Source organism: Faecalibacterium prausnitzii (assembly GCF_003287405.1).
Classification (GTDB): domain Bacteria; phylum Bacillota; class Clostridia; order Oscillospirales; family Ruminococcaceae; genus Faecalibacterium; species Faecalibacterium intestinale.
This window is the reverse complement of sequence record NZ_PRLD01000007.1, coordinates 63,553-83,800: the sequence shown is the minus strand read 5'-3', so window position 1 is coordinate 83,800 and position 20,248 is coordinate 63,553. Positions and strand designations below refer to the sequence as shown.

Sequence of the window (20,248 nt, the reverse complement as noted above, 5' to 3'; positions counted from 1 at the left end):
CAAATAATTTTCACGTCCCGCTTTATTTTGACACACATTGTACCATTTTTACACAAATCCCATACAAAAAAGACCTCCCCGCGCCCTGTCGCAGAGCAGCGGAGAGGTCTTTTTTAGGGGGGATTCAGACCCGTTGCCGGGTCTATCGGAGGAGAGGAAATATCAGATAGCGTTATACTCCTTGAGGAACTTCTCAAGGTCGGTACCCTCGATCTTCTTCAAGGCTTCCTTCAAAGCCAGACGCGGGATCAGCGGCAGATCCATGTCGGTGATCTTTTTGCCGTCGCGCAGCTTCACGGTGGCATCGATCAGGGCGCGCACATCGTAGGTGCTGCCCCAGACCTCGGGCACGCCGCGGTCAATGTTCAGCAGGGTGTACACGGCCTCCATACCGGTGCGCATGGAGTACTCGGTGGTAAAGATGGTATCGCGGGCGGTCTCGGCAAACTGGCCAAGGAAGGCAAAGTTCACAGCACCCTCGGGCACAACATCGGGACGGTCGCCCATGGCACGGGGCATGAAGAAGGCATCGATATAGGGCATCATCACAGGCACGGTGTTGGCGCTGTGCTCTGCCAGTTCAGCGATCTGATCCTCGGGCACGCCGATGTGGTACAGCCACTCCATGCAGATCTCGCGGCCGGTGCAGTCACGCATGGGCTTTTTGACGTAATCGCCGGGCTTATCGCTGAACAGGCCGTACACCCAGACGCACAGCTGGTTCTTGGGCTGATCCTTGAACTGCTGCTGACGGTTCAGTGTCCAGCTGAGCAGCCAGCTGGAGTCCTTGACGGTGACGATGCCGCCGGTGACGGTGTGGCCGCTGAAGGGGTCGCGCTTGCAGATCTTGCGGATATACTGGGGGATCTTGTCGTCCAGCGTGGTGATGGTAGCGCTTTCCCAGTTGCTCAGCTCCGGCTCGGAGCAGAACTTTTCCGGGTGACCGAAGGAGGGATCCTGTGCGGCGATCTTTTTCCACAGATCCCAGCCGTTGCCAGGCTGGATGGTGGGGTCGAAACCGGTGGCCTTATTCTGTGCGCCCACGGTGCAGCTTTCCACGCAGCCGCCGTTGGTGATGAACAGCAGATCGTTCTCGGTCAGGTCGATGTTGGTGGTCTCGCCCTCGTGCTCCACGGTGACAGAGCTTGCCAGCTTGCGGCCCTTCTGGATGTCGAACTTGACATCCGTGACCTTGGTGTTGTAGTGGAACTGCACGCCAAAGCTTTCCAGATAGTGCACCATGGGCAGGATGATGGACTCGTACTGGTTATAGCGGGTAAAGCGCAGGGCGGTAAAGTCCGGCAGACCGCCGATGTGGTGGATATAGCGCTTGAGGTACAGCTTCATTTCCAAAGCGCTGTGCCAGTTCTCGAAGGCGAACATGGTGCGCCAGTACATCCAGAAGTTGGTGTTGAGCACCTCGTCATCGAAGAAATCGGTGATCTTTTTATCCTGCAGCTGCTCGTCCGGGGTGAAGAACAGCTTCATGATCTCCATGGCACCCTTATCGGACAGGCCGAACTTGCCATCGGTGTGGGCATCCTCGCCGCGGTTGACGGTGGCACGGCACAAGGAGAAGTTGGGGTCCTCCTTGTTCAGCCAGTAATACTCGTCCAGCACGCTGGCACCCTCGGTCTCCAGAGACGGGATGGAGTGCAGCAGATCCCACATGACCTCGAAGTGGTTGTCCATCTCGCGGCCGCCGCGCATCACATAGCCGATATCGTACTTGTAGCCATCGCAGGCACCGCCGGCCAGTGCGTTCTTTTCAAACACATGGACGTGCTCGCCCTTCATCTGACCGTCACGCACCAGATAGCAGGCAGCGGTCAGCGCAGCCAGACCGGAGCCGATGATATAAGCGGATTTATGATCCACGCCCTCCGGCTTTTTGGGGGTTGCAAAAGCTTCGTAGTTGCCACTGGAATAGTACATAAAAAAGCCTCCCTGCTTCAAAAATATCTTTTCACAGCCTTCATCGTGCTGTTCTCTATGGCAACAGTATACCCCGCAAAGTGAACTTGAACAACAAACAAACTTTGCCCGGTGTATAGATTTTTTACATCCGCCCTTATTTGCTGGAAATGCGTACAAATTGTGACATAAAAGCGATATGCAAAATCTTTCAGCTTAGTCGTTGCCTTGCTCTTGCCATTTTCAGCGGGCTCGCCCTCTCAGTCATCGCTGCGCGATGCCAGCTCCCCCAAAGTGGGAGCCCTTGGCAGTCCACGCAAAGTTCATCTCTTTGCCAAGGCCTCTCCCTTTGGGAGAGGTGGATTTGCGAAGCAAAGACGGAGAGGGCGAGGATGCTCCCCATGTACAACAAAAGAGAGCCGCCGCACAAAGGTCTGTGCAGCGGCTCTCCAGTGAGTTTAGTTCATCTCTTCCAGAGCCTTTTTCAGGTTCTTGGCGATCTGGTCCGGGCAGCTGGTGCTGCGGAAGCCGCACAGCGTACCGTCCAGACGGGCAATGGCGTCCTCTGCCTTCATGCCGGTGAGCAGCTGGCAGATGCCTTTCAGGTTGCCGTTGCAGCCGCCGATGACCTCGATGGATGCAATGGTGTGGTCATCGTTCAGCACAAAGTTGGTCTGCTTGGAGCAGGTGCCCTTGTTCGGGAAGGAAAATTCCTTGCTCATGGTCTTTACGTCCTCTCTCTTTTACGTTTTTCAGCGATGGCGCGCAGCTGCGCTGCGGCTTCGTCCGGTGCGGTACAGGTACCGATGGGGTGGGGGTGCTTGTGGTTGCGGCCATGGAAGTCCGTGCCCGCAGTGGCAACAAGGCCGTACTGCTTGCACAGGGCAAGGCACTCGGCGCTGTCCTCCGGGCTGTTGCTGGGGTGGTACACTTCAATGCCGTCCACTGCGCCCTCTGCCGCCAGCTCGCGCAGCAGGGGCATACTTTTGTACACCGTGGGGTGGGCAAACACCACCGCGCCGCCGCTGGCTTTAGCGGTAGCCAGCACCTGCCGCACCGGCAGATACTCCGGCGAGTGCAGTACGATGCCCCGGGGGTTCCACCCGAACAGCTTGTGGTAGGTCTCGCCGTAGATGCTGCCATCGGTCAGGCCCAGCAGTTCCAGCGCCTGCATCAGCCCGCTTTTGAACAGCACTCCGCTGGCCTTGGTGGTCTCCCACGCAAGGTCGGTGGTAAACTGCGGGTACAGCTGCTCCAGCTCCTTTGCGCTCTGCAAAGCGCAGGCGTTGCGGCGCTCCTTCATGATGGCGCAGTGCTCCCGCAGCGCCGGGCAGTCCACGTCCGGGTAGTAGCACAGCAGGTGCACCCGGTGCTGCCGCTCAAAGTCGTAGCCGGTCAGCTCCACGGCAGGGATCAGCTCTACCCCGTCCTGCCCGGTGTGGGCGTAGGCGTACTGGGCGCTGAGCAGGGTGTCGTGGTCGGAAAGGGCGATGGCGTGCAGCCCGGTGCGGGCGGCGATGGACGCCAGCCGCTCGATGGGCACAGCACCGTCCGAGCAGGTGGAATGGATATGCAGGTCACAGGACATAGCGGGTTACTTCCTTAGTGCTTATAGAAATTGATCAGGCAGCCGTCAGCCAGGATCTGGCGCTCGTCAGTGGTGAGCGGAGCCATGTACAACTCGAACTCCTTGACGGTATCGCCCAAAACGTAGGCCTTGATGCTCTGCAGATCGCCCTTGAGTGCTTCCCGCACATTGGGGATGAGCACATAGTCCCCCAGACCAAAGGGGGTGGCACCTGCCAGCTGCAGGGGCAGCATACCCCAGTTGATCAGGTTGGAGCGGTAACGCTTGGTGGCGTACTCGGTAACGATATTGGCACCGGCACCCAGCACACGCTGGCAGCTGGCGGCCTGCTCGCGGGCAGAGCCGTCACCGGGCTTGACTGCAAAGATGGTAGAAGCGATCTGGATATCGTTCCACTTCAGCTGCTCGCAGCCGGGCACGGCGTTCACCTTTGCCAGCAGGGCGGCGTCCCCTGCACCGGCGCGGCGGGCAGCTTCCTCGGCCTGCACGGCCTTGGCGCGGCCCACATACTCCGGGTCCTTGCGGCTGAGGGTGAACTCAGCCAGACCCAGCGGATTGGAACGGTAAGAGGAGGTCTCGCCGGAGGGGATCAGCTCGTCGGTGGTGGTGACAGGGTCGGTGATATAAGAAGCCACCTTCAGCAGCAGGTTGTCGCCCAGCGGTGCGATCTCCGGCCAGTCCTTGATGTTGGGGCCGAACTTGAGCAGGGCATCGTAATCGCCCTTGCCAAAGCCCTGATACACGCGGGTGTCGTAGCTGGAAGCATCGTACTGGTACTCCGGCACGGTGGGATCGTAATCAATGTCGGTGGCAGGGGTCAAGATGCCGCCGTTTGCGGTGGTGGCTGCAATGCTGCGGGCATCCATCAGTGCCACACCGGACAGCTGGCCGCTGCCGGGCTTGGAGCCTTCGCGGCTGGGGAAGTTGCGGGTGGTGTGACGGATGGACAGTGCGCCGTTGGCGGGCACATCGCCTGCGCCGAAGCAGGGGCCGCAGAAGGCGGTGCGGATGGTGGCACCGCTGGCCATCAGCTCGCCGATGACGCCGGTGCGCACCAGTTCCATCATGATGGGCTGGCTGCCGGGATAAACGCTCAGGGCGTAGTCGCCGCAGCCGCCGGTGTGACCCTTGAGGATGGAAGCAGCCTCGTAGATGCTGTCGTACAGGCCGCCTGCACAGCCTGCAATCACGCCCTGATCCACACGCAGCTTACCGTTTTCGATCTTGCTGCACAGATCCAGCTGCACATCCTTGCGGCCGATCAGCTTCTGCACATCCTGCTCGCAGGCGTGGAGGATGTCCTCCAGATTTGCGTTCAGCTCCTCGATGGTAAAGGCGTTGGAGGGGTGCATGGGCAGGGCGATCATGGGACGGATGGCAGAAAGATCCACCTCCACCACGCCGTCGTAGTAGGCAAGGTCTGCCGGTGCCAGCTTTTTGTAGTCCGCTGCACGGCCGTGCACTGCCAGAAAACGCTGGGTGACTTCGTCAGTCTCCCAGATGGAGGACAGGCAGGTGGTCTCGGTGGTCATGGCATCAATGGCGTTGCGGGTATCCTGCCGCAGGGAAGCAATGCCGGGGCCAACAAACTCCATGACCTTGTTCTTGACGTAGCCGCTCTTGAACAGCTTGCCCACAAGGGCAATGGCTACATCGTGGGGGCCGCAGCCCGCCGGCAGACTGCCGGTCAGGTAGATGGCCACCACGCCCGGGCGGGCAACATCATAGGTGCGGCCCAGCAGCTGCTTTGCCAGCTCACCGCCGCCCTCGCCGATCGCCATGGTGCCCAGTGCGCCGTAGCGGGTGTGGGAGTCCGAGCCAAGGATCATTTTGCCGCAGCCCGCAAAGCGCTCACGCATATACTGATGGATGACTGCCATATGCGGGGGCACAAAGATGCCGCCGTACTTTTTGGCAGCGGACAGACCAAAGCGGTGGTCGTCCTCGTTGATAGTGCCGCCCACAGCGCACAGGCTGTTGTGGCAGTTGGTAAGCACATAAGGGATGGGGAACTTTTCCAGCCCGGAAGCACGGGCGGTCTGGATAATGCCCACAAAGGTGATGTCATGGCTTGCCATGGCATCAAACTTGATCTTCAGATTCTCGGCATCGCCGCTGGTGTTGTGTGCCTGCATAATATTGTAGGCCATAGTGCCGGTCTTAGCCGTGGCAACGGCAGCGGCATCAAAGCCCTTTGCTGCCAGTGCAGCGGGTGCATTGCCGTCTGCGGGCACCCACTCGCCGCGCGCATAGTACGCGCCGCCGGTGCTGCATCTGATCATATCCAACATCTCGATTCGCCTCTCTTTTTGTATTTTCCCGCCCGCCGCAATTGCGGGCATTGCCCCGGCAGTGCGGGGTCCCCCCTGCCCTGCCCTGTTACGGCAAAAGCCGTATTTATTTGTTATTATAGCATGAAAAGGCGAAAAGAAAAAGCACTTTTTATGAACCCTTACTGCGCCTTTGCGGCGGCTTCCTGCTGCTTTTCCTTTTGCAGTTTACGGAACACCACAAAATACGCCGGGATCAGGAAGAAGCAGGCAAAGAACCATGCCACCGGGTTTGCGATGCAGGCGGCAAAGTAGCCCCACAGCGGCACGAACCAGAAGCCCACCATGGCGCGGGCGATCATTTCAGCCACACCGGCAAACATGGCAAGGCCGGAGTGCCCCAGACCCTGAATGGTGTAGCGGTAGATGATAAGCACCGCCAGCGGGATGTAGAACACGCTGTTCCAGAAGATGAACTCCTGCGCGTTGGCCATAATGGCGGTCTCGCCTGCGTCCAGAAACAGGCCGATCAGGGGCTTGTCCAGCACGCGCAGGATGAGGAAGGACGCCACACTGTACACGCAGCCGATGCCCAGTGCGGTGTTCACGCCGCGGTTCACACGGCCAAGGTCTTTTGCGCCCATATTCTGGCTGGTGTAGGTGGTCATGGCGGTGCCGATGCTCTCCAGCGGCACGCTGAGGAACTGCGCGGCCTTGCCGCCGGCGGTCTGCGCCGCCACGATATCGCTGCCCAGACCGTTCACCGCGCCCTGCAGCACCACGCTGCCAATGGCGGTAATACTGCACTGCAAGCCCATGGGGAGACCCATGGCGCAAAGCTTTGCGCAGTGCGGTGCGCTGATGCGGCCCTCTTCCCTGCTCCAGCGCAGCTCCGGGTAGTGGCGCATGATGTAAATAAGGCTGCCGATGCCCGCCACAGCCTGACTGAACACGGTGGCAAAGGCCGCGCCGAACGCGCCCATGTTGAACACAATGATGCAGGCAAGGTCCAGCCCGATATTCAGCACACTGGCCACCAGCAGAAAATACAGCGGGCGCTTGCTGTCGCCCAGTGCACGCATCAGGGCGCTGGTCACATTATAAAGCAGAGTGAAGGGGATGCCTGCAAAAATGGTGCGGATATACACATCCGCAAGGTCAATGATATCGGCCGGGGTGTTCGTCCACACCAGCACCAGACGGGTCATAGCCACCGTAACGATGGTAAGCACCGTGGCAAAGGCGATGGACAGCCACACGGTATTGGCGGTGTAGCGGCGCATCTCGTGGTGGTCGTGGGCACCGAAGGTCCATGAGATGGGGATGGAAAAGCCGCAGGCAATGCCGTTGACAAAGCCCAGCACCAGATAGTTCAGGCCGCCCACGCTGCCTACCGCCGCCAGTGCTTCCACGCCCACGAACCGACCCACGATGATGGTATCGGCCAGATTGTAGAACTGCTGGAACAGGCTGCCCAGCATCAGCGGCACAGCAAAGGCAAGCAGCAGCTTCAGCGGGCTGCCCTGCGTCATATCTTTGGTCATGGAAATATACCTCCTGCCAACACAAAAAAAGATGGATGTTCGCATTTTTGCCGTGAAAAACGCCCTGCCGGAAAAGCGGCAGGACGTTGTAAGGATTCATGAGTGGTATTATAGCGGAGCAGCGCCGGTTTTACAAGACTTGGTTTGCATCAACATTTCCATTTTTTTGCGTAAAGAATTGGTGATTTTGCTCACTCCGCGTAGTGTGCCAGAAACTGTTTGGTGCGCTGCTCGCGCGGGTGGTCGATCAGCTGCTTTGCAGGGCCTTCCTCCACCACCACGCCGCCGTCCATGAACAGGATGCGGTCAGCCACATCCCGGGCAAAGTGCATCTCGTGGGTCACGATGATCATGGTGGTCTTGCGGTCGGCCAGCTCCCGCAGCACCCGCAGCACCTCGCCGGTCAGTTCCGGGTCAAGGGCGCTGGTAGGCTCGTCGAAGCAGAGGATGTCCGGGTGCAGTGCCAGCGCACGGGCAATGGCTACCCGCTGCTGCTGCCCGCCGGAAAGCTGGTGCGGGTAGTGGTCTGCCCGCTCCGAAAGCCCCATCTGCGCCAGCAGCTCCCGCGCCTGCTGTTCCAGCTGGGCGTGCACCGCCTTTTTGTTGGCGCGGTAGTCCGGGCGCTCCTTTGCCAGCAGTTCCCCTGCCAGCATCACGTTCTGCAAGGCGGTATACTGCGGGAAAAGGTTGAAGTTCTGGAACACCAGCCCGAAGTGCAGCCGCTTTTTGCGGATCTCGCTCTCCCGCTGGGTGGCGGGGTCGGCGGCGTCCCACATGGTCTCGCCGTTCACCCGGATGCAGCCGGTGTCCGGCCGCTCCAGAAAGTTCAGGCAGCGCAGCAGGGTGGTCTTGCCGGAGCCGGACGAGCCGATAATGGCCAGTGCCTCGCCCTGCTCCAAAGTAAGAGAAATGTCCTTTAAGACCTTTGTATCTCCGAAATTTTTGCCAATGCCGGAGGCTTCCAGTAATGCCATATTCTTAAAAACCTCCTCAGCAGCGGAAATAATCCAGTTTCTTTTCAGCCCAGTTGAACAGCAGGGTGAGCGCGCCTACGAACACAAGGAAGAACAGCGCCGTGGAGAACAGCGGCCAGATCAGGCCCTTTGCGCTGTACTCCTTGGCCATCATGATGATTTCCTTGTTGGCGATGGTGTTTGCCAGCGAGGTGTCCTTGACAAGGGTGATGATCTCGTTGCCCATGGGCGGCAGGATGCGCTTGACCACCTGCAAAAGGGTGACCTTGAAAAAGATCTGCGTGCGGGTCATGCCCAGCACCTGCCCGGCCTCGGTCTGCCCTTTGGGCACGGCCTCGATGCCGCCGCGGTAGATCTCCGAAAAATAGCAGGCGTAATTGATGGCAAAGGCCACCACCGCCGCCACCATGCGTCCGCCGGAGCCGGAGGGCCACGGGTTATTCATGCCCAGCAGACCGGGACCAAGATAAATGACGATGATCTGCAGCATCAGCGGCGTGCCGCGGATGACCCAGACAAAGGTCTTTACCGCACCGGACAGCAGCCTGCACCGGCTCATGGAACCAAAGGCCACCACCAGCCCCAGCGGCAATGCAAACAGCAGCGTAAGGGCAAACAGCTCACAGTTGAGCAGGAACGCGCCGGAAAGGCGCCCAAGGATTACAGACACAAAAACACACCCATCTATCGTTTTGTTTTACGCCCGGCTCAGTCCGCCAGCGCCAGCTCGTACTTCTCTGCCAGTGCCTGCATGGTACCGTCAGCCTTCAGCTCATCAAAGGCGGTGTCCACTGCGGCGGCGGCATCGCTGCCCTTGCGGAAAGCCACGCCGTACTCCTCGGCGTTCAGCTCGTCCACGATCTTCAGACCGGCGTAGTCGGTGCCCTCCCCGATCATAGCGTTGGCAAGGGTCAGATCCAGCACAGCGGCGTCTGCCGTACCGGCAGCAACCTCCATCAGGCAGTCGGTCTGCACGCTCTTGGAAACATAATCGGCCTTGGCAAGGTTTTCATCGCCCTGAATGGCGGCTTCACCGGCAGAACCGGCCTCGGCCACCACGGTCTTACCGGAAAGGTCGGCGGTGGAGGTGTAGGCGGTGCCCTCCTTGACCACCACGACCTGTGCATTCTTGGCGTAGGCCTTGGTGGTGGCGGTGTTAGCCATGATATCCTCGGTCAGAGTCATGCCGTTCCAGATGCAGTCGATGCTCTTGGCGTCCAGCTCCACCACCTTGGTGTCCCAGTTGATCTCCACGAACTCCGGCTCTACGCCCAGCTTTGCGCACACAGCGGTGGCAAGCTCGGTATCAAAGCCGGTAAAGTTGCCGTCGGCATCGGTGTAGTTCATGGGCTCGTACACGGTGTAGCCGATGACCATTTTGCCCTTGCCCTTGATGTAGTCCAGATCGCTGCCCGCTGCGGCAGAAGCCGAACCGGCTGCACTGCCGGAAGCAGAAGCCGCCGCAGAGGTGGATGCACTGCCGCCGCAGGCTGCAAGGCTCAGTGCCAGAGCACCGGCCAGAAATGCACTTGCAATACGCTTGAGTTTCATATCTTTTTCCTCCCATGGGGGACGTTCTGTGTCCCGCTTCCCTCTTGTTTTACCATTTTACCATGCTAAAGTGGTAAACTGTAGCTATAGAATAGCGCGTTTGCCGCCGTTTGGCAAGAGGAAACCTTCATTTTTTGCACAATGCACTGCTTTGCCCCGCCCGTAAGCCCGCTTTTTGTGGGAAAGTGTGCATACCCCTTTCGGCTTTGCGCCTGAGAGGGCAGCTGCAAATACCCCTTCCGTCTGCTCACTGCGTTCGCAGCCACCTTCCCCAAGGGGACGGCTTTTCGCGGTGGCGAGAAACTTTGCGGTACCTCCATAAGGCGTCCCCTTGAGGAAAGACTTCCCCCGGCCGGGGGAAGATGTCACCGCAGGTGACAAAAGGGGGAATCTGGCGCGTTAGCGCCTGAGGGGGTATCTCCCGCAGCGCCGCCGCTTCCGTAGGAAGTAGGCGCTGCAAATGCCGTTTTCCTTCACAACCCCTCCCGTGAAAATGAGATAGCGGAGCGTCCGCAGACGCTCCGCTATCTCGAAATAAAAAATAATTTTTCCGCTGATCATGCCCAAAGCGCACGCGGCGGGCATTCCAAATCGTCCTCTACTGCTCCGCCATGGCCTTCAGCACCGCCTTTTGCAGGTCGGTGACCGAGATGGTGCACAGCGCCTTCAGGTCGGCGTCTGTGCCGTCTGCGGAGAGTTTGCCGATCTCCACGGCGTTTTTGCCTTTCAGGTAGCCGCACCAGCCTGCGCTGTGCTCGTACCACTCCTTGCCTAACGCGCTTGCGCTGCGCATCCCGTAGCGGTCGCCCAGTTCGTTTTTGGTGTACACCGGCTCACGCGGGGCAGACACCGTGCCGTCCGCGCTGACCGTCAGCTCCGGCTCGGTCATATCCCCGATGGCGCTGGTCACCCGGGCGTTCTCGTCCATAGTCACCACCGCCAGCGTGATCTTAGCCTGCACCTGTGCGTCCTTATCATCTGTGCCCGCAAGCCCCTGCGGCATTTCGGCTACCTCAACGCCCAGTTTGACCGTATCGCCCCGGGCAGCGCCCAGCACCTGCGCATTCTCGCAGGCGCGGACAACGGCATCCCGGTAGCGGTCCACCGCGATGGTGCAGCCGGAGAGAAGGTCTGCATCGGTGGGCTTGCCGTCTGCATCCGTTTTCAGCTTTTTCACTTCCTCCGGGGTCTTGCCCTCAAGCCAGCTGCCAAAGGCATCGGCCTGCTCTGCCCAGCCCTTTTTCAGGCCGGACACCTCTGCCAGCGGATAGTCCTTCCCCTTCTGGCGCTTGGTGCGGGTGTCGGTAGGGGTGGTCACCTTGCCGGTGCCGTCCGCGCTGACCGAAAGCTCCAGCTCGTCCAGTGTCACCCCCGCCAGCTTGCCGTCTGCATCCAGCAGCACGGCAGCCGCCACGGTGCGGATATTGCCCGCACGGTCTGTACCCGTCGCTTCGGTCAGAACGCCCAGTCCGGTGCGCCACGCCGCGCTTTGCGCCGCGCTGCTGCCCGCAGAGGTGCTGCCGCTCATAGAGCCGGAGCTGCTGCCGGAGCTTCCCCCGCCGCAGCCGGTCAATGCCAGTGCTGCCGCCAGCGTGCAGCACAAAAACCATCGCGATGCCTGTTTCATATCGTCACATACGCTCCCTTTCCGTGCCTGCATTGCTAACGCAGGCTTTGGAGCCAGTATGCCCCGCCGCGCGGGATTTTATGAGCAGGCAGTTACATCAAGGGGCTTAACAGCCGCAGCACGCTGTCCAGCACCGTACCGGCCAGCCCGGTGCGGCAGTCCGCGCACTGCACCTCCCGGCACTGGGGCAGGGTGCGGCGCACATCGTCCCGCAAAGCCAGCACCTGACTGTTTTGCAGCAGCAGCACCCCGCACTCGAAGTGCAGGAACATACTGCGGTAGTCCATATTGATGCTGCCCACCACCGCCGCGCGGTCATCGCTGACGCAGCACTTGGCGTGGAGAAAGCCCGGGGTGTACTCGTAGATGCGCACCCCCGCCCGCAGCAGGGGCAGATAGTACGAGCGACTCAGCCGGAACACCAGCTTTTTGTCCGGGATGCCCGGCAGCACCAGCCGCACATCCACCCCGCGCTTGGCGGCGTTGCGCAGCGCGTCCAGCATTTCCTCGCCGATGGCGAGATAGGGCGTATAAAAATAAACGTACTGCTGTGCTTGTGCCAGAATATCCAGATAGACGGTTTCTGCCACCGGCTCTTCGTCCAGCGGGCTGTCCGCGTAGGGCTGCACCACCCCATCGCTGGCGGGCAGTACCGCAAGCTGCGGACGGAAGGCGCTGTAATCCTGCTCGAAGGGGCGGAAGGCGTTCCAGAAATCCAGAAACATCACGGTAAAGTTCCACACCGCAGCGCCCTCGATGCGCAAGCCCGCGTCCTTCCAGTAGCCGAAGCGGGTGATCGCGTTGATGTATTCGTCTGCCAGATTGATGCCGCCGGTGTAGGCTACTTTGCCGTCTATCACCACGATCTTGCGGTGGTCGCGGTGGTTCATCACCAGCGAAAGCAGCGGCACCACCGGGTTAAAGGGGATGCAGCGGATATGCGCCCGCTCCATGCGCACCACAAAGTCCTTGGGCAGACCCAGCAAACTGCCAAAATCATCATAGATCAGCCGCACGTCCACCCCCTGCGCCGCCTTGCGCCGCAGAATGTCCTCCACGCCCTGCCACATCTTGCCCTGACTGACGATGAAAAACTCCAGAAAGATGCTCTTTTCCGCTTTTTCAAGATCCGCCAGCAATGCCGGATACATGGCTTCGCCGCAGGAGAAATACCGGGCGGTGGTGTTCTGCCATGCAGGATAGCAGCCGTACTGGGTCAGGTAGCGGCTCACGCCCCGGTTTTCATCGCACAGCCCGGCAGTCTGCCCGGGCTGCTGGGCGCGGTCTGTGCGGTGTGCCTGCTCCACCGCTTGCATTTTGCTGCGCAGGCGGCGGGAAGGGCGCTTGTTGCCAAAGGCCAGATACAGCGCCCCGCCCAGCAGCGGCAGCAGCCCGATGAGGGCGATCCAGCCCACCTTATAGGCGCTGTTTTCGTCCTTGCGCACCAGATACAGAATGATCAGCAGGCTCAACCCGTTGAGCACCCCGGTGACCCACACCCGCGCCGTGCCGGTGGTGAGGGCAAAAAACACCCACGCCAGCCATGCAAGCTGCAGCGCCACCAGCACCACCGTGACCGTGATGCGGTTGAGGATGCGGTTGAAAAATTTGACGATCGGCAACCGGAACAGCATACCATCTCCCCTTTCCGTGTTTCTAATACGGTTAAGTATAACGCGGTTTTTCACCCTTTGCAAGTTTTTGGTGTCGGGTGCACCGGAATTATTCCTCGTAAAAAAATTCACCGGAGCGTCCGCAGAGGCCCCGGTGAATCAAGATCCTATTCTATATTTTCTGCTCAGACGGTCGGTGCTTCGTTATCCTCGTAGCCCACCATCAGGCCGCCGTACTCCGCATAGTAGCTGCACAGAGCGCCGCAGGTGCCTACCTCCACCTTGGCCTCCGGGAACACGGCATGGACCATGTGCTTCAGCCGCTCCGCAGCGGCAGCGTTGCAGCAGTGGTCGATGTGCACCCGGCCGTTGGTCAGGCCGTGCGCCTTCATTTCCAGCACCATGCGCTCCAGTGCGCCGTGCTCGCCGCGGGTCTTGCAAAGAACCTCCAGATCACCGGCATCGCTGGCCTGCCCGATGACCCGGATACCCAGCATCCGCGCCACAGCAGCCACAGCGGGCTTCACGCGGCCATTGCGGGCAAGGTTTGCCAGAGATTCCAGCGCAAACAGCAGATGAGTGTGCTCATGGTACGCCCGGATCTCCTCACATACGGTATCAAAGGGCTTGCCGGCCTTGATCAGCGCCGCCAAACGCTCCACCAGCAGCCGGGACTCCGCACCAGTAGACAGGCTGTCCAGCACAAAGACCCGCGCGCCCTCGTGGCTCTGCTCGTATTCCTCGCCCGCCAGCAGCGCGGCGTTGTAAGCGCCGGACAGCGTGCCGGTAATGGTCACAACGTACACCTCGTCTGCACCCTCGTAGGCGGTGAGCCAGTCCGAGATATTGGGGCAGGAGGTGCTGGTGCGGCCCTTATAGGTGCGCATCATCTGAGCCAGCGCGGGGGCATCCACCTCTGCGGTGTCCACATACTCCTGCTCATCGGTCAGGATCTTCAGCGGCACGCAGGCAAAATCCACATCGGGGAGCTGGTACACATTTGCAGAGGAATCTACAATGATCTTGCTTTTCATATTTTTCTCCACTTTCAAGCGGCGCAATGCCGCGGTCATTCCTTTGTTTGTGACCATCATAGCAGTTTTTCAAAACCCTGTCAACTGTTTTTTCAAATTCTTTTACAAAGTTTTCGTTGCCCGTTGACCAATTTTTCAAAATGCGGTATACTATTTTACAGGCAGAAGTGCTTTTGCGGAAAGCAATTGCCCTGCCTTTGCACAAAAACAACGTTCCTGCTTGCAAAAAGTGCAGGAGCATGAACGGAACAAGATACTATGAAAGCTGAAACCAAACTCCGCGTTGCGGCGTGTGCTGCGGGCTTTGCCCTGCCCCGGTACAACGATCTCCCCTCGGTAGGGCTGTATCTGGACCAGACGGTGCAGTTCGTCAACGGCTACTTCCGCAGCTTCTGCGGGGTGGAACTGACCCCCTCTATGGTAAGCAACTACGTCAAAAAAGGGGTGGTGGATCACCCCATCCGCAAAAAATACACCCGGGATCAGATCGCATCCCTGATGTACATTGCAGTCTCCAAAACGGTGCTCTCGATCGAAAATATCGACACCCTGTTCAAAATGCAGCGGGAGCACTGCTCCGCCGGGACAGCCTACGATATCTTCTGCGAGGAACTGGAGGCCAGTCTTTCCGTGGTGTTCGGCAGCAAAGCCGCCCAGCCGGAGACTGTGCTCAACGACGAGCGTCTGCTGCTGCGCAGCACCATTTTTGCGGCGGTCAACAAAATGTATCTGGACTGCTGCTTTGATGCCTTGCGGCAGGAGCAGGCTCTGTGGTCGGATATCCTGCCAGATCTGGCGTGACAGAAAAGCACGGAATAGCAGATATAGCAAAAGCCACCTGAAAACTTACGTTTTCAGGTGACTTTTGTACTGGTGGAGGCGATGGGAGTCGAACCCATGTCCGAAAAGAGCTCAGTGTAGGTGTCTCCGGGTGCAGGCGATCTACAACATTCCCGCCGCGCCACGCCGATCGTCAGGCTAGCGCTTTGGTAGCTTCATGAGTTCCTGCCGGTCCGCAAAGCTTAGGTCCGTTCAGGTGCTGTGTCTAAAGGACGCCCCGGCCCCACACGACACAAGAGTGGGCGGAACGCGCAGCACTCAGGCTGCGAGCAACTGATAATTATTGTTGTCAGTTAATTTTTTTGGAGGAGTTATAGAGCAGTTCCCCCACTGCTACCCGCTGCCCAGACCTCGCTCCCCCCGTCGAAACCTTTACGCCCCCTTATAAAGCACATCTTGCGATGTGCGGAAAGCTTGGTTTTCTGCGGTGAGCCGCAGTCTGCAATTGGAATGCTTAATAATACTTGCCGTTGGACTTCACAGCCCGGTCAATGGAGCGCTTTGCATCGCGCTGGGCGGCATCGGCACGCTTGTCGTACAGCTTTTTGCCCTTGCACAAGCCCACTTCCATCTTTACGCGGCCATGCTTGAAATAAAGCGAGAGCGGTACCAGCGTATAGCCCTGCAGCTTGCACTGCTGGTGCAGACGCCGGATCTCACTTTTGTGTGCCAGAAGCCGCCGGACGCGCATGGGGTCCTGATTGAACAGATTGCCGTGGTCGTAGGGGCTGATGTGCATCCCCTTTACCAGCAGCTCGCCGTTTTCAATATCCACCCAGCTGTCCTTCAGGTTGACCCCGCCGGCCCGCAGGCTTTTCACCTCGGTGCCTTTGAGTTCCACACCGGTCTCCAGCGCTTCCAGAACAAAATACTCGTGGCGCGCTTCGCGGTTGGTGGCGATGGTCTTGGTCGCCGGGCGCTCCTTTGTGGGTGCCATGCTGCGCGCCTCCTTTCTCCGTTCGGTTCGTTGTTTCAGTATACCATTTTTTCAGGGTAATGCAAGGGCTGTTTCTGACAGAATTGTAAATTTTTACAAACTCACAGCTCTCCCCGGCCGGAAAGCGCCCGGTACAGGGTGGTCTCGTCGGCGTATTCCAGGCTTGCACCCACCGGCAGACCGGAGGCAAGCCGGGTGACCCGGATGCCCAGCGGCTTGATGAGCTTTGCCAGATACATGGCGGTGGCTTCGCCCTCCACGGTGGGGTTCATTGCCATGATGACCTCCTTCACCGTGTCGTCCTTCAGCCGCGCCAGCAGCTCCTTGACGGTCAGCTGCTCTGCGCCCACACCGGCCAGCGGGTCCAGCAGACCGTGCAGCACATGGTACAGACCGTTATACTCCCGGGTGCGCTCAAAAGCCTGCACATCCCGGGGCTTTTCCACCACGCAGATCACCGAGGTGTCCCGCTTGGCGCTGGCGCACACCGGGCACAACTCGGCATCCGTAAAGTTCTGGCAGATGCGGCACCGGTGCAGCCGGGTGTGCGCGCCGCGGATGGCATCGGCCAGCGCCGCAGCGTCCTTATCCGACATACTCAGCACCTGATAGGCCATGCGGGTAGCACCCTTGCGGCCCACGCCCTGAAACTTGCCGAACTCTTCGATCAGCTTTTCCAGCGGTGCGGCAGTGTAGTCCATGGTATCTCCCCTTCCCGGCTCAGAGACCCGGAATGTTCAGGCCGCCGGTCAGCTTGCCCATCTCGGCTTCTGCGGTCTCATCCACCTGCTTCACGGTGGCGTTGATGGCAGCAGCCACCATGTCTTCCAGCATCTCGATGTCGTCCGGGTCCACGGCCTCGGGCTTGATGGTAATGGACAGCACCTCGTGCTTGCCGTTCATCTTTACGGTCACCATCTCACCGGCGGCGCTGCCGGTGTACTCGGCGGCTTCCAGCTCGGCCTGCTTGCTCTTCATGTCCTCCTGCATCTTCTGAGCCTGACGCATCAGGGCGTTCATATCGGGGCGGCCGTAGCCTGCGGGCATTCTTGCTTTCATAATGGTATTCTCCTTTATTATAAACAATTTTTATCGCTTTTTGCGGGCGGTATCCTCAATGCTGACCTCTAACCCCAGCTTTTCCAGCGCCAGAAGGGACTGCTCCGCGTTGGAGGAGGTCTTTCCTGCCGTTTTGGGCTCGTAAGGGCCGATGGGCACCGGCACGCCGGATACCTCGGCGATCAGCTTTTTGATCAGCTTCTGGCTGTCCTTGTTCACCCGGATAAAATCCCGGAAGGTCTTGCCGCCGTCGATCAGCACGCGGGTGCCGTCAAAGTAGGCCTTGGACTTGCGCAGATACATATACAGCATGGGGTCGATGCCTTCCAGTTTCTGCACGATCTGTCCCCAGTACGGGAAGGGGTTCGTGCCCTGCTGCGCCACGCTGCGGGGCTTGGTCAGCACCGGGTCGGCGGGGTGCTCCTGCACCGGGGCAGGCGGTTCCCCTGCCGCAGAAACCGGCTGCGCGGGCTCTGCAGGGGCGGGCTGTTCCGGCTGGCTGACCGGTTCCTCCGGCGGCGGTGCCTGCGGGGCAGGCTCGTCCCACGGCAGGGCGGCATCGCTCTGCTGTACCGGCGGTTCGTCCGGCATCGGCGGCAGCTCCTCCGCAGGGGCGGACGGGGCTTCCGGCGCGGCAGGCTGCGGAGAGGTCTGCTGCACGGCAGGGGCAGGTTCTGCTCCTGCTGCCGGGGTCTGGGGTGCAGTTGCTGCGGGGGCAGGCTGCACCGGGGCGCTGGCAAAGGGCTGCACCGCTGCCGCAAAGGGGCGGGGCGCTTCCGGCTGTGCCGCCCGGGCGGGGGCTGCCTGCACCGCTGCCGCCTGCAGCTGCTGGGGCGGCTCGGACAGGCTGAACAGTGCCAGTTCCAGCTCAATGCGCTGGTCGCTGCCGCGGGTCATGTGCTCCAGCGCCGTGCCAAGGGTGCGGATGGCGCGGATGGCTTCCCGCTGCCCCATCTCCGGGCCTTTTTGCAGGTACAGCGCTTCTTCCTCCGGCGAAACACCGGACAGCAGCGCCTGCCCGCCGGGCAGCGCCGCCAGCATCAGGGCGCGGTAGTGGGCGATCAGTTCCTCGGTCAGACGTTTTACGTCCACCGACTGCTGCCGCAGCTGCGCCAGCTGTGCCAGCGCGGCGGCGGCGTCCTGTGCTTCCAAGGCGTCCGAGATGTGGAACAGGTAGCTGCGGTCGGTCACGCCCGCCATGCGGCGCACCACGTCCGCATCGATCTTTGCCGTGACACCGGCGCAGGTGTCCAGAATGGACAGCGCATCGCGCAGCGCACCATCCGCCAGACGAGCGATCAGCTCCGCGCCGTCGGAGGTCAGCTCCAGCTTTTCCTCCCCGGCGATATACTCCACCCGCCGTGCGATATCCTCCGGCCCGATGCGGGTAAAATCGTACCGCTGGCAGCGGGAGAGGATGGTGGCGGGCACTTTCTGGATCTCGGTGGTCGCCAGAATGAAGATAACGTGTGCGGGGGGCTCTTCCAGCGTTTTCAGCAGCGCATTGAAGGCCGCTGTGGACAGCATATGCACCTCGTCGATGATATACACCTTATACTGGCAGGCGCTGGGGGTATAGGCGGTCTCGTCCCGCAGGTCGCGGATATCGTCCACGCCGTTGTTGGAGGCTGCGTCCATCTCCACCACGTCCAGCAGGCTGCCGTTGTCGATGCCTTTGCAGATCTCGCACTCCCCGCAGGGGTCGCCATTTACTGGATGCAGGCAGTTGACCGCCTTGGCAAAAATTTTGGCGCAGGTGGTCTTGCCGGTGCCGCGCACGCCGGTAAACAGATACGCATGGCCTACACGCCCTGCGGTGATCTGGTTTTTCAGGGCAGTCACGATGGCGCGCTGACCCACCACATCCTCAAACCGCTGGGGTCTCCATTTGCGGTAAAGTGCACGATACACGGCGATGTCTCCCCTTTCCCGGCCTTTGCGGCAAAAATAAAAGGACAGCGCTCGACGGGGTTTTGTCCCCGCCTTGCGTAACTCGGCATACGGATGCAGGCTTACTGAAACGCACGAACGCACTGCTTAAGGCTGCTTGGTTCCCCACCTGACCTGGTTCACAGCGAGCCCATCGTACAGGACCCGCATCCGTATGCCGAACCACGCAGCAGGCGCTGTCCGACACATCCTTGTGGATGCTAAGATATTGTACCATAAACCCCGCCGGATTGCAAGAGGGGGCAAAACAAAAAGGAGAAGCCCGAAGGCTTCTCCTCGTTTGTGCTAAAATTGTTTAAGACTGGCAAGCGGTGATCAGGCTCATCTTGTAGACCTCGTCTGCGTTGCAGCCGCGGGACAGGTCGTTGATGGGTGCGTTCAGACCCTGCAGGATGGGGCCGTAGGCAGCGTAGCCGCCCAGACGCTGTGCGATCTTATAGCCGATGTTGCCGGCCTCGATGCAGGGGAAGATGAAGGTGTTGGCCTGACCGGCAACCTTGCTGCCCTTGCACTTGACCTGTGCCACCTCGGGAGCAACGGCTGCGTCAAACTGCAGCTCGCCGTCCACAGCCAGCTCGGGGTCCATCTCCTGAGCCTTGATGGTAGCATCGTGGCTCAGTGCCACGGTGCCGCCCTTGCCGGAGCCCTTGGTGGAGAAGCTCAGCACAGCCACCTTCGGGTCGATGCCGAACAGCTTTGCGGTGCGGGCAGTCTCCACAGCCACCTCTGCCAGCTTGGAAGCAGCAGAGATCTTGACCTCGCCGGTAGCCTTATCGACGGTATCGGTGTAATCAATGTTGACAGCGCAGTCGCCCATGGCAATGCGCTTCAGACCCTCTTCGCCACAGTCGCGGTCCAGAATAAAGCAGGAGCTCACCAGATGTGCGCCCTTCTTGGTCTTGACCAGCTGCAGAGCGGGACGGATGGTGTCAGCGGTGGAGTAGGTAGCGCCGCCCAGCAGGCAGTCAGCCTTGCCCATCTTCACCAGCATGGTGCCGAAGTAGTTGGACTTCTTCAGCAGTGCGGTGCACTCCTCAGCGGACTGCTTACCCTTGCGCAGCTCCACCATGGTGCTGACCATCTCATCGAAACCGGCGTAGTTCTCCGGGTCGATGATCTCGGCAGCGGAAATATCAAAGTTACCGGCGGCGGCAGCAGCCTTGCACTCTGCCTCGTTGCCCACCATAACGACCTTCAGCACGCCCTCGGCCAGCAGCTTGCTTGCGGCCTCCAGAATGCGGGGGTCATTGCCCTCGGTGAACACGATCGTCTTGGGATTTGCCTTCAGCTGTGCTACCAGCGGTGCAAACATATCAGCCATTGTGATTACCTCCGAAAATGCTTTCC

17 protein-coding genes and 2 other RNA genes are annotated in these 20,248 nt (G+C 60.0%); 1 reads left to right on the top strand and 18 read right to left on the bottom strand.

The features are described from left to right. Window positions 1–162: 162 nt before the first annotated feature. The 11 genes from C4N24_RS08510 to C4N24_RS08455 all read right to left on the bottom strand — a co-directional run bounded on the left by C4N24_RS08510 (window position 163) and on the right by C4N24_RS08455 (window position 14,115). Window positions 163–1,935 (bottom strand): oleate hydratase, encoded by a 1,773-nt coding sequence (locus C4N24_RS08510; protein ID WP_112091054.1) that lies wholly within the window; start codon window positions 1,933–1,935, stop codon window positions 163–165. Window positions 1,936–2,372: 437 nt separating this feature from the next. Next, complete coding sequence (locus tag C4N24_RS08505; protein WP_112091053.1) at window positions 2,373–2,636, bottom strand: TIGR03905 family TSCPD domain-containing protein; 264 nt, start codon at window positions 2,634–2,636, stop codon at window positions 2,373–2,375. A gap of 5 nt (window positions 2,637–2,641) precedes the next feature. Next, on the bottom strand, window positions 2,642–3,502 hold the full coding sequence (locus C4N24_RS08500; RefSeq protein ID WP_112091052.1) for a PHP domain-containing protein: 861 nt from the start codon (window positions 3,500–3,502) through the stop codon (window positions 2,642–2,644). A 14-nt stretch (window positions 3,503–3,516) separates the two neighbouring features. Further along, window positions 3,517–5,784: a hydratase gene (locus C4N24_RS08495; protein ID WP_181573070.1), complete on the bottom strand. Its 2,268-nt coding sequence runs from the start codon at window positions 5,782–5,784 to the stop codon at window positions 3,517–3,519. A 170-nt stretch (window positions 5,785–5,954) separates the two neighbouring features. Continuing rightward, window positions 5,955–7,316: an MATE family efflux transporter gene (locus C4N24_RS08490; RefSeq protein ID WP_112091050.1), complete on the bottom strand. Its 1,362-nt coding sequence runs from the start codon at window positions 7,314–7,316 to the stop codon at window positions 5,955–5,957. A gap of 191 nt (window positions 7,317–7,507) precedes the next feature. Further along, on the bottom strand, window positions 7,508–8,290 hold the full coding sequence (locus C4N24_RS08485; protein WP_005926712.1) for an amino acid ABC transporter ATP-binding protein: 783 nt from the start codon (window positions 8,288–8,290) through the stop codon (window positions 7,508–7,510). A gap of 16 nt (window positions 8,291–8,306) precedes the next feature. Next, window positions 8,307–8,960, bottom strand: coding sequence for an amino acid ABC transporter permease (locus C4N24_RS08480; RefSeq protein WP_097780084.1), 654 nt, complete (start codon window positions 8,958–8,960; stop codon window positions 8,307–8,309). 38 nt (window positions 8,961–8,998) lie between these two features. Next, window positions 8,999–9,841 (bottom strand): transporter substrate-binding domain-containing protein, encoded by an 843-nt coding sequence (locus tag C4N24_RS08475; protein ID WP_112091049.1) that lies wholly within the window; start codon window positions 9,839–9,841, stop codon window positions 8,999–9,001. A gap of 598 nt (window positions 9,842–10,439) precedes the next feature. Further along, window positions 10,440–11,468, bottom strand: coding sequence for a hypothetical protein (locus C4N24_RS08465; protein ID WP_112091047.1), 1,029 nt, complete (start codon window positions 11,466–11,468; stop codon window positions 10,440–10,442). Between the two features lie 92 nt (window positions 11,469–11,560). Next, window positions 11,561–13,102: a cardiolipin synthase gene (cls, locus tag C4N24_RS08460; protein ID WP_112091046.1), complete on the bottom strand. Its 1,542-nt coding sequence runs from the start codon at window positions 13,100–13,102 to the stop codon at window positions 11,561–11,563. 164 nt (window positions 13,103–13,266) lie between these two features. Further along, the gene (locus C4N24_RS08455; RefSeq protein WP_112091118.1) at window positions 13,267–14,115 is read right to left on the bottom strand and encodes a DegV family protein; all 849 of its coding nucleotides are present in this window, start codon (window positions 14,113–14,115) and stop codon (window positions 13,267–13,269) included. Between the two features lie 258 nt (window positions 14,116–14,373). On the opposite strand from C4N24_RS08455, the gene C4N24_RS08450 reads away from it, so the two are divergent. Further along, entirely contained in the window at window positions 14,374–14,916 is a 543-nt protein-coding gene (locus tag C4N24_RS08450) for a DUF1836 domain-containing protein (RefSeq protein WP_112091045.1), read from the top strand. Between the two features lie 70 nt (window positions 14,917–14,986). On the opposite strand, the gene ssrA is transcribed toward C4N24_RS08450, so the two are convergent. The 7 genes from ssrA to pta form a co-directional block, all read right to left on the bottom strand. Beyond that, window positions 14,987–15,337, bottom strand: a transfer-messenger RNA (tmRNA) gene (gene ssrA / locus C4N24_RS08445). Between the two features lie 72 nt (window positions 15,338–15,409). After that, window positions 15,410–15,892, bottom strand: coding sequence for an SsrA-binding protein SmpB (gene smpB, locus C4N24_RS08440; RefSeq protein ID WP_112091044.1), 483 nt, complete (start codon window positions 15,890–15,892; stop codon window positions 15,410–15,412). 101 nt (window positions 15,893–15,993) lie between these two features. Continuing rightward, on the bottom strand, window positions 15,994–16,593 hold the full coding sequence (gene recR / locus C4N24_RS08435; protein WP_015538351.1) for a recombination mediator RecR: 600 nt from the start codon (window positions 16,591–16,593) through the stop codon (window positions 15,994–15,996). Between the two features lie 19 nt (window positions 16,594–16,612). After that, a complete protein-coding gene (locus tag C4N24_RS08430; protein WP_015538350.1) occupies window positions 16,613–16,951 on the bottom strand; it encodes a YbaB/EbfC family nucleoid-associated protein in 339 nt (112 codons plus the stop codon). Between the two features lie 30 nt (window positions 16,952–16,981). Continuing rightward, the gene (dnaX, locus tag C4N24_RS08425) at window positions 16,982–18,862 is read right to left on the bottom strand and encodes a DNA polymerase III subunit gamma/tau (RefSeq protein WP_112091043.1); all 1,881 of its coding nucleotides are present in this window, start codon (window positions 18,860–18,862) and stop codon (window positions 16,982–16,984) included. A 90-nt stretch (window positions 18,863–18,952) separates the two neighbouring features. Then, window positions 18,953–19,051: signal recognition particle sRNA small type (gene ffs / locus C4N24_RS08420), an RNA gene on the bottom strand. Window positions 19,052–19,196: 145 nt separating this feature from the next. Next, complete coding sequence (gene pta / locus C4N24_RS08415; RefSeq protein WP_055184761.1) at window positions 19,197–20,222, bottom strand: phosphate acetyltransferase; 1,026 nt, start codon at window positions 20,220–20,222, stop codon at window positions 19,197–19,199. Window positions 20,223–20,248 lie beyond the last annotated feature (26 nt).